General features: G+C 41.3%; 14 protein-coding genes. 13 read left to right on the top strand and 1 reads right to left on the bottom strand.

Going from position 1 to position 12,730, the window contains the following annotated elements; all coding sequences use genetic code 11:
- Positions 1-39 precede the first annotated feature (39 nt).
- The 11 genes from safA (at position 40) to yajC (ending at position 10,040) form a co-directional block, all read left to right on the top strand.
- A complete protein-coding gene (safA, locus tag FBF83_RS13615; RefSeq protein WP_136947680.1) occupies positions 40-2,226 on the top strand; it encodes a SafA/ExsA family spore coat assembly protein in 2,187 nt (728 codons plus the stop codon).
- An 88-nt stretch (positions 2,227-2,314) separates the two neighbouring features.
- The gene (locus FBF83_RS13610) at positions 2,315-3,118 is read left to right on the top strand and encodes a phosphotransferase (protein WP_169525460.1); all 804 of its coding nucleotides are present in this window, start codon (positions 2,315-2,317) and stop codon (positions 3,116-3,118) included.
- Positions 3,119-3,196: 78 nt separating this feature from the next.
- Positions 3,197-3,823, top strand: a complete 627-nt coding sequence (locus FBF83_RS13605; RefSeq protein ID WP_136947678.1) for a YhcN/YlaJ family sporulation lipoprotein — start codon at positions 3,197-3,199, stop codon at positions 3,821-3,823.
- A 115-nt stretch (positions 3,824-3,938) separates the two neighbouring features.
- Positions 3,939-4,688, top strand: a complete 750-nt coding sequence (locus tag FBF83_RS13600) for a YebC/PmpR family DNA-binding transcriptional regulator (protein ID WP_136947677.1) — start codon at positions 3,939-3,941, stop codon at positions 4,686-4,688.
- A gap of 92 nt (positions 4,689-4,780) precedes the next feature.
- On the top strand, positions 4,781-5,326 hold the full coding sequence (locus tag FBF83_RS13595) for a BofC C-terminal domain-containing protein (protein ID WP_240688097.1): 546 nt from the start codon (positions 4,781-4,783) through the stop codon (positions 5,324-5,326).
- A 310-nt stretch (positions 5,327-5,636) separates the two neighbouring features.
- Positions 5,637-6,239, top strand: coding sequence for a Holliday junction branch migration protein RuvA (ruvA, locus tag FBF83_RS13590; RefSeq protein ID WP_136947676.1), 603 nt, complete (start codon positions 5,637-5,639; stop codon positions 6,237-6,239).
- Positions 6,240-6,251: 12 nt separating this feature from the next.
- Positions 6,252-7,250, top strand: coding sequence for a Holliday junction branch migration DNA helicase RuvB (gene ruvB, locus FBF83_RS13585; protein ID WP_136947675.1), 999 nt, complete (start codon positions 6,252-6,254; stop codon positions 7,248-7,250).
- Between the two features lie 2 nt (positions 7,251-7,252).
- A complete protein-coding gene (locus FBF83_RS13580; protein ID WP_136947674.1) occupies positions 7,253-7,444 on the top strand; it encodes a DUF2905 domain-containing protein in 192 nt (63 codons plus the stop codon).
- Between the two features lie 98 nt (positions 7,445-7,542).
- Positions 7,543-8,589 carry a tRNA preQ1(34) S-adenosylmethionine ribosyltransferase-isomerase QueA gene (queA, locus tag FBF83_RS13575; protein ID WP_136947816.1) on the top strand — a complete coding sequence of 349 codons (1,047 nt, stop codon included), beginning with the start codon at positions 7,543-7,545 and terminating at the stop codon, positions 8,587-8,589.
- Entirely contained in the window at positions 8,586-9,728 is a 1,143-nt protein-coding gene (tgt, locus tag FBF83_RS13570) for a tRNA guanosine(34) transglycosylase Tgt (protein WP_136947673.1), read from the top strand. Before queA ends, tgt begins: the two co-directional genes overlap by 4 nt.
- 39 nt (positions 9,729-9,767) lie before the next feature.
- A complete protein-coding gene (gene yajC, locus FBF83_RS13565; RefSeq protein ID WP_048312648.1) occupies positions 9,768-10,040 on the top strand; it encodes a preprotein translocase subunit YajC in 273 nt (90 codons plus the stop codon).
- A 44-nt stretch (positions 10,041-10,084) separates the two neighbouring features.
- Here the strand turns inward: yajC and FBF83_RS13560 are convergent, their stop codons facing one another.
- The gene (locus tag FBF83_RS13560; protein ID WP_136947672.1) at positions 10,085-10,474 is read right to left on the bottom strand and encodes a TIGR04086 family membrane protein; all 390 of its coding nucleotides are present in this window, start codon (positions 10,472-10,474) and stop codon (positions 10,085-10,087) included.
- 127 nt (positions 10,475-10,601) lie between these two features.
- On the opposite strand from FBF83_RS13560, the gene FBF83_RS13555 reads away from it, so the two are divergent.
- Complete coding sequence (locus FBF83_RS13555; protein WP_136947671.1) at positions 10,602-11,891, top strand: ArsB/NhaD family transporter; 1,290 nt, start codon at positions 10,602-10,604, stop codon at positions 11,889-11,891.
- Positions 11,892-11,991: 100 nt separating this feature from the next.
- Positions 11,992-12,657, top strand: a complete 666-nt coding sequence (locus FBF83_RS13550) for a DUF421 domain-containing protein (RefSeq protein ID WP_136947670.1) — start codon at positions 11,992-11,994, stop codon at positions 12,655-12,657.
- Positions 12,658-12,730 lie beyond the last annotated feature (73 nt).

Here is a 12,730-nt window from a genome sequence, read left to right as displayed (position 1 = left end):
TTCATTGTACTGATATTGTACAGGAGGGAGTTTTTTAGCTTGAAAATACATGTCGTTCAAAAAGGCGATACTTTATGGAAAATCGCTAAAAAATATGGTGTGGATTTTGAACAACTGAAAGCTGTTAATACGCAGCTTAAAAACCCAGATATGATTATGCCAGGAATGAAAGTGAAAATTCCTTCAGGCGGTGTGCCTGTTAAAAAGAAAGAAATGCAGATCAAAGAAATGAAAAAGGAAATGCCTAAGAAAAAAGAATCGCCTATGATGAAACCGAAAGAGAAGCCGTCAATTAATATGCCTATTAATAATGAATTAAATATGGGTTTAAACATGAACATAATGCCTAAAGAAGAAAAACCAAAAAAAGTTAAACCGAAATCAGTGGAAAAGAAAACAAAGCCTGTAGAAAAGAAAGCTGAAGCGCAAAAACCTGCACAAAAGAAACCAGTTGAAAAAGCAAAGGGCAAGGCAGAGAACTTATTTTATCCAATGAATGATGAGGATGTGCTAAGCGAATTTGAATCCTCTTCAATGCAAATGCCTCCTCCACCATCTATGCCGATGAATCAAGGATATCCAGGACCTGTAGGTGGTGTTCAAGGGTATGCGAATAAAGGAAACAACAATGGGTACCCTGGTTATCCGAATTCAGTTGGGGGAGCTCATATGGGTAACCCAAATAATCAGAACGTAGCTGGTGCTTACGGGGACTATGGTAACAAAGGTCAATACCCTGGCTACCCAGGGTCTGTAGCGGGAGCACAAGATTATGGTAATGGCTATCCAAATCAGAATGTAGCAGGAGCTCATCAAGGTTATGGAAACAAAGGAAATAATGGTTATCCCGGATCCGTAGCAGGAGCAGAGATGAACCAGTATGGTCAAAAAGGGGAAGAGAGCTCAGATGTAGCGGGAGCAAGTTCTGGAAACCAAGGCTATGGCGGAATGCCTGGTTACCCAGGCTCTGTAGCGGGAGCACAAGATTATGGTAACGGCTATCCAAATCAGAATGTAGCCGGCGCTTATCAGGGTTATGGAAACAAAGGAAATAATGGTTACCCTGGATCCGTAGCAGGAGCAAGTTCTGGAAACCAGGGCTATGGCGGAATGCCTGGTTACCCAGGCTCTGTAGCGGGTGCGCAGGATTATGGTAACGGCTATCCAAATCAGAATATAGCAGGAGCACATCAAGGTTATGGAAACAAAGGAAATAATGGTTACCCTGGATCCGTAGCAGGAGCAGAGATGAACCAGTATGGTCAAAAAGGAGAAGAGAGCTCAGATGTAGCGGGAGCAAGTACTGGAAACTATGGGTATGGTGGAATGCCTGGTTACCCAGGCTCTGTAGCAGGTGCTCAAGATTATGGTAACGGCTATCCAAATCAGAATGTAGCCGGCGCTTATCAGGGTTATGGAAACAAAGGCAATAATGGTTACCCTGGATCCGTAGCAGGAGCAGGGATGAACCAGTATGGTCAAAAAGGGGAAGAGAGCTCAGATGTAGCAGGAGCAAGTACTGGAAACCTGGGGTATGGTGGAATGCCTGGCTATCCAGGATCTGTAGCAGGTGCGCAGGATTATGGCAACGGCTCTTCAAATCAGAATGTAGCCGGCGCTTATCAGGGGTATGGAAACAAAGGCAACAATGGTTACCCTGGATCTGTAGCAGGGGCAGAGATGAACCAGTATGGTCAAAAAGGGGAAGAGAGCTCGGATGTAGCAGGAGCAAGTACTGGTAATAAAGGCTATGGCGGAATGCCTGGTTATCCAGGGTCTGTAGCTGGAGTGCAGGATTATGGTAATGGTTATCCGAATCAGAATGTTGCAGGAGCTTCGGGAGGCTACCCTCAGCAGATGAATATGGGCTATCCGGGAAATGTAGCAGGTGCATCTATGAATGGTCATGGTAATCCAGGCTATCCAGGAAATGTCGCCGGAATGCAATCACCGTATGCCCATAAGGGTAACGAGGAATACCCAGAAGCTATAATGGGTGCATATGGGAACAGTCCGAATCAAAATGTAGGCGGTATGATGTCGCCATATCCGAACCAACCGATGGTTTCACCGTATCATCAACAAGACTGCGGATGTGGTGGAAACCAGGTATCCCCTTATCAACAAATGCCTCAATACGCTAACCCAGGTTATGTACAGGGAGCAAATAAAGCGCCTATGATGGATTACATGGGCATGGAAAGCAGCTATGCAGAATCACGTTAGAACAGAACTGGACGGTATCCTGAACGGGATCCGTCCTTTTTTCCATCAAATAAATGTCATCAAGCCCTTAGTATGCGAAGGGACTAACTTGATTGGGTGTAAAGTCATTTTAAAAGGTGCTCTTAATCGAGATGTACTCGTCAAACAGGTCTATCTATCTAAGTGTTGTCCAGCCTCATTCGTATCGTTTATCCCATTTCTCGATGGTGAATGGGTAAAGGAAAGTAATGGTGTTTACTGGGCTTGTATGGAATTTATACCAGGAAGAAGTCTCCTTTATTCAATTAAAGAAGAACGTCAGCTGGCAAGTGAAAAAGTTGCTCAGTTCCATCAGGAAGCAACTGGGCATAAATTCCGTAACATACCTATAATTTCACTTAAGCAAAAATGGACGACCCGTTTTTTTCGCTTTACCAACTCTGTGCAACCAGATTTATTTTCTGCAGAACAAAATTTACTTATTCAACGGTATATCAAAATTGGTCAAGATGTTCTTTCGGAAATGAATGTGGATGACCTTGAAAAGGATGCTTTTCACAGGGGATACATTGTTCATGGTGATCCTGCACATCATAATTTTATCTTCAATCAACATAGCCTTTTTTTAATTGATGGTGATCTAGCTGTTTATGCACCTAAGGAATACGATTATATACAACTGATCAACAGGATGCTTCCTTTTTGTAACTGGTCGCTTGAGGAATGGGGGAACTATAGAATCCCTGCTTTAAATAGTTGCCTAACGAATTCCTCCCTTCGTAGGTTACTTGCCTACCCAGCTGACTTTTATCGTGAGTGGTTAATGGAACCTAGTGGAAGAAAAGAATTGTTGATTAAAACGGCTCAACAAGACGGCGATAGAACTGCCTTTATGAACTTAGTTCTTAAATAGGTACCAGCGTTACCTAGATATAACAGATTAAAACAGACGACCTCCTGACATTCTAATGGTGAAAGGAGGTTTTCAAATATGAAAAAATCAATTCTAACGCTTTCGACGATGATGCTTGCGGGTGGTCTAATCGGATGTACTGCAGACAATGAAGCAATGGATACGCGTTACAATGATTCCAGTCGTCCAATCGGCTATTACACGAGTGAAGATAATAATGGTGACTACCGTGAAGGTGCAGTTACCGATATGATTGATCGTGACTATAATAATGGGGTAAAAGCTCCAGATAAAAAGCAGATGGATCGACGTAACGGAATGAATGGTCCAGGGTATATGAGAACAGATGACAACTATTCTGGGTATGATAATGAGCTGTCGACTAGACTTTCAAAGCGTATTGAAAAGCTGAAGAACGTCGAGGATGCACGTGTTATTGTTTACGGCGACCAAATTATGATTGCTGTTGATACGAATGATCGAAACGATGCTGACGTTAAAGACAGCGTTCGTAGCGAAGTTGCAAAAGTGACAAAGCAGAAAAACATTACCATTTCTACTGATGAAGATGTTTTTGGACGTATGGGTGATGTGAACAATCGTCTTGAAGATGGAGATGCTTTCAAAGAAGTTCAGTCTGATGTTAATGCGATTCTAGATGACGTAGGCAATGCTGCGAAGCGTCCATTTGAAAACAACAAATAGCTTCTCACAAAAAGCAGGCGCATGCCTGCTTTTCTACATATGCATGACTCTTTTCTGCCTCTCATTCCCTATGCTATAGTTGGAAAATGAGATAAGTGGAAAGGAGACATTTGAGATGGCAGGACATTCAAAATGGAAAAATATTCAGCGTAGGAAAAACGCACAGGATGCGAAGCGCGGAAAAGTATTTATGAAGTTAGCGAAAGAAATTTTTGTTGCTGCGAAAAGTGGAGGAGGCGATCCGGAAACAAATCCTTCACTAAGATTAGCTGTGGACAAGGCTAAGTCGGCAAATATGCCAAATGAGAATATTGAACGTGCCATTAAGAAGGCGACAGGGGACCTTGATGGCGTTCAATATGAAAACGTCACTTATGAAGGCTATGGTCCTGGTGGAGCGGCTGTTATGGTGAATCTTCTCACAGATAGCAAAAATCGTGCGGCTGCAGATGTTCGCCATGCGTTTAGTAAAAATAAAGGCAACATGGGCGAAAATGGCTGTGTGTCATTTATGTTTAATCGTAGGGGATCGCTCGTAATTGATCGCTCAGAAATAAACCTAAACGAAGAAGAGCTAATGCTTCAAGTAATTGAAGCGGGAGCTGAAGAGATGGAGACGCATGAAGAATCTTTTGAGATTTATACTGACCCGCAAGAATTCCAAAATGTAAAAGATCAATTGGAGGAAAGCGATATTCATTTTGCTTCCGCTGAAGTTACGATGATACCAGAAACGTATACACATTTAGAAGAGCAAGATAGCCTCAATATGCTCAAGCTTCTGGATATGCTTGAAGATAATGATGATGTCCAAGATGTATTCCATAATGCAGATATTGATGACGACGTGTATAACCAGATGTAACATTGTTTTAGTTTCTATGCATAGTTTGCTTTAGTATGGGGACGCTAACGAAATGAACTTCTTTATAATGGAAGAAAGGTGATTGAAGCGATATGAAAAACCTTTATCCGATTATTTGGTTAGTGCTTCTCATGACCATCGGCGGAACTTCGGTGTTAGCCAATGAAGAAAATGGTACTGGTCCAAAAAACAGCAAAGCTCCTTTACAGCATGAAGTGAACGGGCCACTTGAGGTTGAAGTCATTCTTCGGACAAATTATGCGGATGGGGTTTCAACTAAGCAGACTGTTAATGAAACAATATGGGCAATGGAAGATTTCTGGAATGAATATGCTGACTGGCAGCTTGTTAATCAAGAAGAGGGACGCATGATTTTTGAGCGAAACATTGAAGATATTTCTCCTGCGAGTAAAGAAAGTGGCCACTTCGGCTTAACAGAAGATGGTATTCTCTCTATTTTTGATGGTAGTCCAGCTGATGAAAAAGTTATCCAAACGTTTTTTCAAATCGATGTTGGCAAACTCGAAAGCTCAAGACGTGAACAGTTGATGGATGGAATACCAGTGGAATCATGGTATCAATTTGAAAGTATGCTACAAACATTCTATAAGGTTAAAACAGCGAAACCTGTCCAATGAGGACAGGTTTTTGTTGTTAAGGACTACATCGACGGTCACTTCACCATCCAACCCGAACACAAAAAGCGTGTTCGTTTTGGATGGTTCCAGTGCCTTTCGGGTCTAACCGGTCGCTTCCGCTTTTCTGATCCAGCTGCAACGACCAGATCCTCGAACGCTTCACCTTTCGACCTGAACACAAAGAGCGTGTTCATTTCGAAAGGCTCCAGCGTTTTTTGGACCCAAACGGTCGCTTCCGCTTTTCTTTCATAGTGTGGTAGAATGGAGAGATAGAAATACACGTTCGTATGTATGTAGGGGAGAGAGAGCTTTGATTGAATATATTAAAGGCACGGTTGAATATATTGATACGGAGTATATTGTAGTAGAGTCGAATGCTATTGGCTATAAAATATATTGTGGTAATCCTTTTGAGTTTCAAAAGTATCGAAATCAGTCGATACAAATTTTTACTCATCACTACGTAAGAGAAGATTTAATTGCGCTCTACGGGTTTCCTACTCGAGAAGAGCGACTATTATTTGAAAAGCTGTTGAATGTATCAGGGATAGGTCCAAAAGGGGCTGTCGCTATTCTTGCTACCGGAGAACCTAATAAAGTTGTAAATGCTATTGAGATGGAAGACGAGAAGTTTCTTACAAAGTTTCCTGGAGTAGGTAAGAAAACAGCAAGACAGATCATTCTTGATTTAAAAGGAAAGTTAAAAGGATTTGGCGAACCAACAGAAGGACTCTTTGCTGTAGAAGAAAGTCCTAAAGAGGGTTCTCATGAACTTGATGAAGCGATGGAAGCACTTAAAGCGCTCGGGTATGCTGAACGCGAGATTAAGAAAATTAAACCAAAGCTAGATGGTGAAGTTTTAACAACAGATCAATACATTAAAAAGGCACTTCAGCTTATGCTGAAGCAATAGGGAGGGAGTAGAGTGGAAGATCGAATTCTATCAGGAGAGCAGGTCGGTGATGACTCATCCGTAGAATATAGCCTCCGTCCTCAGCGTTTAAGTCAGTACATCGGACAAGAAAAGGTGAAACGTAACCTTGAAGTGTTTATTGAAGCAGCAAGAATGCGAAATGAGCCGCTAGATCATGTGCTTCTTTATGGACCACCAGGTCTCGGGAAAACAACACTTTCTGCCATTATTGCAAATGAGATGGAAGTAAACTTAAGAACAACATCAGGACCAGCTATTGAACGCCCAGGGGATCTTGCGGCGATTTTAACTGCGCTTGAGCCTGGAGATGTTCTATTTATTGATGAAATCCATCGTTTACCTAGAAGTGTTGAGGAAGTGCTGTATCCGGCGATGGAAGATTATTGTCTAGATATTGTAATTGGTAAAGGTGAGACAGCACGGTCGGTGCGTCTGGATCTACCGCCATTTACCCTTGTAGGGGCGACAACTAGAGCAGGTCTTTTAACAGCTCCTTTAAGAGATCGATTTGGCGTATTAAGTCGCCTTGAATATTATCTTGAAGATGAGCTTCAAACAATCGTTATGCGAACAGCAGACATTTTTGAAGTTGAGATGGAAGATTCAGCTGCAGTTGAGCTTGCACGTAGATCACGCGGAACCCCACGTATCGCCAACCGATTGCTTAAACGAGTGCGAGATTTTGCTCAAGTTAAAGGCGACGGCGTTATTTCTCAAAGCCTTGCTTCTCAGGCTCTTGAAATGATGCAGGTCGATCCGCTTGGACTTGACCATATTGATCATAAGCTTTTACTAGCTATAATTGAGAAGTTTCGTGGTGGACCTGTTGGCCTTGATACCATTGCAGCTACGATTGGGGAAGAAAGCCATACGATTGAAGATGTATACGAGCCGTACCTTCTCCAAATAGGGTTCTTACAGCGAACACCTCGAGGTAGAATGGTAACGCATCAGGTTTATCATCATTTTGATATGGAGGTACCTGAATAGTTATGTCTAAACTATTTATTGTCCTAGGGATTTCTTTTCTATTGATCGGAGTACTCTGGTCTTTTATCGGTAAATTACCTGGTGACATTGTTATTAGGAAAGGAAACACAACTTTCTTTTTCCCGATCGTAACGTCAATTGTCGTAAGTATTGTTCTTACATTAATTTTCTTCATCATCGGTAAGTTTCGATAAGAGATGTTTTGAACACGATTGTTGTTAGGGTGGGATAACAGAAGTAGCTGTGGTAAAATCATTTAAGTTGAACTATTAGAAGGACAGTGGTGAAGAAAATGAAAGTAAATGATTTTGATTTTGAACTTCCAGAACGTTTGATTGCTCAAGTACCTTTAAAGGAACGAACCAAATCCCGCTTAATGGTATTGGATCCTGCTGAACAAAAACTAGAGCATCGAGAGTTTTCGAACCTGGAAGATTACATAAAGCCTGGCGATTGCCTCGTTCTAAATGATACAAGAGTAATGCCAGCAAGACTTTATGGTACAAAAGAAGAAACTGGAGCCAAGATAGAAGTACTCCTTCTTAAACAATTAGAAAATGACAGCTGGGAAACGCTTGTGAAACCTGCAAAGCGCGTAAAGCCCGGAACTGAAATTTCATTTGGTGATGGAAGACTAACTGCTATATGCATTGAATCGTTGGAGCACGGTGGACGAGTCCTTGAATTTAAGTATGATGGGGTTTTCTATGAGGTTCTCGATCAGCTTGGCGAAATGCCATTGCCTCCATATATAACTGAAACGCTTGATGATCAGGAACGTTATCAAACTGTATTCGCAAAAAATCGAGGCTCTGCTGCAGCGCCAACAGCTGGCCTTCATTTTACTGAAGAAATGCTTGAACGTCTTGAGAATAAAGGTGTGCATGTCGCGTTTATTACGCTTCACGTTGGGCTAGGAACATTTCGTCCAGTTTCCGTAGACAATATTCTTGAACACGAGATGCACGGTGAGTTCTACCAATTAACCAAAGGGACAGCCGAATTGTTAAATCGGGTAAAAGATGAAGGCGGTAGGATTATATCAGTTGGTACAACCTCCACAAGAACCCTTGAAACAGTAGCATCGTCCCATGAAGGACGATTTGAAGAAGCATCTGGTTGGACAGATATTTTCATTTATCCAGGTTATACATTTAAAGCAATCGATGGACTGATTACGAACTTCCACCTGCCTCAGTCAACATTGATTATGCTCGTAAGTGCACTCGCGGGAAGAGAGTTTATTATCTCCGCTTATCGTAAGGCCGTAGAAGAGGAGTATCGCTTCTTTAGCTTTGGTGATGCGATGTTGATTTTGGAAGGGAGTACGAAAGAATGACAGAACCAATTCGGTATGAGTTAATTAAAACGTGCAAGCAAAGCGGAGCGCGTCTCGGTAAGCTTCACACACCACATGGAACGTTTGAGACGCCTATGTTTATGCCAGTAGGAACACTCGCGACTGTTAAGACGATGAGTCCTGAAGAGTTAAAGGAAATGGGAGCGGGCGTTATTCTAAGTAATACGTACCACCTCTGGCTTCGCCCTGGACACGATATTGTGAAAGAGGCAGGCGGTCTTCATAAATTTATGAACTGGGACCAGCCTATATTAACTGATTCTGGTGGGTTTCAGGTGTTTAGTTTGAGCGATCTTAGACAGATTGAGGAGAAAGGTGTACATTTCCGCAATCATCTTAGTGGAGAAAAGCTATTCCTATCCCCTGAAGGTGCAATGGACATTCAAAATGCGCTTGGTTCTGATATTATGATGGCATTTGATGAGTGCCCACCATATCCAGCAGAATACGATTATATGAAGAGCTCAGTTGAACGAACAAGCCGATGGGCAGAGCGCTGTCTAACTGCTCATGCTCGTAAAGATGTACAGGGCTTATTTGGAATTGTTCAAGGTGGAGAATACGAAGAGTTAAGAAAACAAAGTGCACAGGATCTAGTATCGCTTGATTTTCCAGGGTACGCTATCGGCGGACTTTCAGTTGGTGAACCGAAAGATGTGATGAATCGTGTTCTAGATTTCACAACACCACACCTTCCAAGCGATAAACCTCGTTACTTGATGGGAGTTGGTTCACCGGACTCTCTTATCGATGGCGCCATTCGTGGCGTTGACATGTTCGATTGTGTCTTGCCAACGCGCATTGCACGTAATGGGACATTAATGACAAGTAATGGACGTCTTGTTGTTAGAAATGCGAAATACGCTCGTGATTTCGGACCGCTTGATGAGAATTGCGATTGCCGTGTTTGTCGTAACTATTCAAGAGCGTACATTCGTCATCTCGTAAAAGCCAATGAAACATTTGGTTTTAGATTGACAACTTACCATAATCTCTATTTTCTGTTAAACTTGATGAAGCAAGTTAGGCAGGCGATCATGGATGACCGTCTTCTTGACTTCAAGGAAGAGTTTTTTGAGCAATATGGTTTCAATAAACCGAATGCGAAAAACTTTTAATCTATAGATGGGTCACTTTTAGAAAGGGGGGAAAAGAGTATGGGTTCAACGTTAATGAATTTAATTCCGCTACTACTTATGTTTGCGATTTTCTATTTCCTTTTGATACGTCCTCAACAGAAGCGCCAAAAGAAAACAAGAGAAATGCAGGCAAGCCTTGAAAAAGGAAATAAAGTTGTTACTATTGGTGGTATGCATGGCATTATTGATGCAATGGATGAAGGTACAATTACAATCCGCACAACTGATGGTACAAAGATGGTGTTTGACCGAGCGGCAATCCGTGAATCAATCACTGAGAATACTAAGTAATACATGCAAAAGAGCGTCCTCACGAGAGGACGCTCTTTTCATGTTTAAGCTTCTCGTTGACTTCCTCCTTTTAAATTGACACCGATAATGCCACCGAGAATACAAACAAGCCCATATCCTCCATGATAAAGGAGTTGTTCACCATTCATACTGACTCGGTATCCAAGGTACTGGATAAGAAAGAGAAGGATCATATACATACACGCAGTTCCTCCACCGAGCAACCACCCGCGTTCTCCACCCTTTCCACCTGCAATCAATCCACCTATGAAAAAGGCGATTACAGAAACAACAATAATAATAGGACTGATACCCTGTTGTGATACGGCTGTGAATCGAAGAATGAGTGATAATAACACGCTTGTTGCTAATACAATTACGACGATCGTTAGTAATCCTGATCCCATACTCGAGAGTGCATGTTTAGACCTCATCGTACTCCCCCTTTATATGAATGGTTTGTACATTCTATTCATTGCGTTGTGAAATAGAAGTCCAATCATGAATTCGCACAGCTCGTCATACGATGTTAGAAAAGGGACAAGGAAGGGGCAGCAGGGATTGGAAATGATCATCGCGCTTATCATATTTGTTCTTGCGTATGTTGGCATCATTACTGAAAAAATAAATCGAGCCCTTGTTGCCTGCGGTGGCGGGTTGCTCATGCTACTTAGTGGGATTACAACCACTGATTCAGCATTTATGAAGCATGTGGATTGGAATACCATTGCTCTTCTTTTTTCAATGATGATTCTTGTGTCCATCACAAGTCAGAACGGATTATTTGAATACATTGCAATTAAACTTGCTCAGCAAGTAAAAGGTAAGCCATTACCATTATTAGCTGTTATCGGAACGCTTACGGCAGTTGGATCAGCACTTCTTGATAATGTAACGACAGTTCTTCTTCTCGTACCAATTACATTAACGCTTACCAGAATATTAAAAGTCACTAGCCTTCCTTTTCTTATTGTCGTTATATTATCTTCAAATATTGGTGGGACGGCTACACTAATTGGTGATCCTCCAAATATCATGATTGGTCAGGCTGTTGATCACCTTGATTTTAATGATTTTCTTTATAACCTTGCTCCAATCGTAGTCGTCATCTATGCGGTTATCATTACTTTGCTATTGTTTTTCTACCGAAAACGACTTAAAGTAGACGATCAACACCGTCAGTCATTACTCAGATTAAATGCAGAGGATTATTTGAAAAGAGGTCCTTTATTATATAAATCATCTATTGTATTGTTGATGACGATATTTGGGTTTCTCCTACACCCTTTTCTTCACACGGACCTTACGAACATTGCAATGGCGGGTGCAGTTCTTCTATTATTACTAACGCAAAATGAACACAAAATTGAAGAAGTATTTGAATCAATTGAATGGGTGACACTATTTTTCTTTATTGGCCTTTTCATACTAATTGGCGGATTAGAAGAGGTAGGGATAATTGACGAAGTAGCAAGAGCGATTTTGCTTTATACCGATGGTGATATGCCCAAAACATCTTTAGTCATTCTTTGGGGGGCTGGAATTCTATCTGCCTTTCTTGATAATATTCCATTTGTCGCTGCAATGATTCCTGTTATAACTGAGTTTTCAGGATATGGTATGACAAATCTTGATCCGCTCTGGTGGTCTCTTGCATTAGGATCCTGTCTAGGTGGAAATGGCACATTAATCGGTGCATCGGCCAACGTTGTTGTAGCAGGTCTCGCTTTAAAAGAAAAACAGGAAGTTCGCTTCATCGAATTTCTCAAGATTGGTATCCCTGTTGTGTTTATCTCATTAATAATCAGTACCATATATGTTTATTTTCGTTATTTGCTTCCTTATTATTAGAGGGAAGCTTTTTTATTTTCGTCTTTTTCCAATACCTTCCTTTATGCTGGATCAATCACATGGTCACACTAAACAAAAGAAGATGAAAGGAGGGCTCGAAATGGAGTATATGACGATAATTTTGAGGACGCTTGTTCTTTACTTCTTAATCATTGTTGTGTTTCGAATAATGGGGAAACGAGAAATCGGTCAGCTCAGTATCCTTGATTTTGTTGTTTCGATTATGATTGCGGAACTAGCGGTTACGTCAATCGAAGATCCCAACACGCCGATGATTCGGACAATTGTACCAATGGGAATTCTTGTGATGATTCAAATCATAATGGCATATGTTTCTCTCAAAAGTGAGAAGGTGAGGGAAATTGTCGATGGCAAACCCACTGTATTAATTGATCGAGGTAAAATTGATGAGACAGCAATGAAGAAACAACGCTATAACTTTGATGATCTCCTCATACAACTGAGAGAGAACAACATTGCATCCGTTTCAGATGTTGAATTTGCCATTCTCGAGCCTTCCGGAAAGCTTTCTGTTATCAAAAAAGAAGATGATACTAAACAGAAAGATGCTGGAACTTTATTACCGTTACCACTTATTCTTGATGGTAAAGTGCAAGAAGAACATCTCGAACGAATTGGTAAGACGTCACTATGGCTTCGTCAGGAGTTAAGAAAAGTAGGTCAAAAGGATATTAAATGTATTTCCTACTGCTCACTTCATAAGAATGGAAGTTTTTTTATAGATATAAAAAACGAGAAAAAGTAACCGATATTGGTTACTTTTTTTAGGTTCTTATGAAAAGGCTCTTTTCGTAGACATGGTTGTTATAATGTAGTGG

Source organism: Guptibacillus hwajinpoensis (assembly GCF_005144865.1).
Classification (GTDB): Bacteria; Bacillota; Bacilli; order Bacillales; family Guptibacillaceae; genus Guptibacillus; species Guptibacillus hwajinpoensis_A.
The sequence above is the reverse complement of the archived record's forward strand: the minus strand, read 5'-3'. Positions and strand labels throughout refer to the sequence as shown.

What these genes read in the sequence shown, in the direction of transcription:
- yajC (WP_048312648.1), top strand. Translation starts at nt 9,768, where the DNA reads ATGGGTTCAACGTTAATGAATTTAATTCCGCTACTACTTATGTTTGCG.
- FBF83_RS13550 (WP_136947670.1), top strand. Translation starts at nt 11,992, where the DNA reads ATGGAGTATATGACGATAATTTTGAGGACGCTTGTTCTTTACTTCTTA.
- FBF83_RS13560 (WP_136947672.1), bottom strand. Translation starts at nt 10,474, where the DNA reads ATGAGGTCTAAACATGCACTCTCGAGTATGGGATCAGGATTACTAACG.
- FBF83_RS13600 (WP_136947677.1), top strand. Translation starts at nt 3,939, where the DNA reads ATGGCAGGACATTCAAAATGGAAAAATATTCAGCGTAGGAAAAACGCA.
- FBF83_RS13595 (WP_240688097.1), top strand. Translation starts at nt 4,781, where the DNA reads ATGAAAAACCTTTATCCGATTATTTGGTTAGTGCTTCTCATGACCATC.
- FBF83_RS13605 (WP_136947678.1), top strand. Translation starts at nt 3,197, where the DNA reads ATGAAAAAATCAATTCTAACGCTTTCGACGATGATGCTTGCGGGTGGT.
- FBF83_RS13580 (WP_136947674.1), top strand. Translation starts at nt 7,253, where the DNA reads ATGTCTAAACTATTTATTGTCCTAGGGATTTCTTTTCTATTGATCGGA.
- queA (WP_136947816.1), top strand. Translation starts at nt 7,543, where the DNA reads ATGAAAGTAAATGATTTTGATTTTGAACTTCCAGAACGTTTGATTGCT.
- tgt (WP_136947673.1), top strand. Translation starts at nt 8,586, where the DNA reads ATGACAGAACCAATTCGGTATGAGTTAATTAAAACGTGCAAGCAAAGC.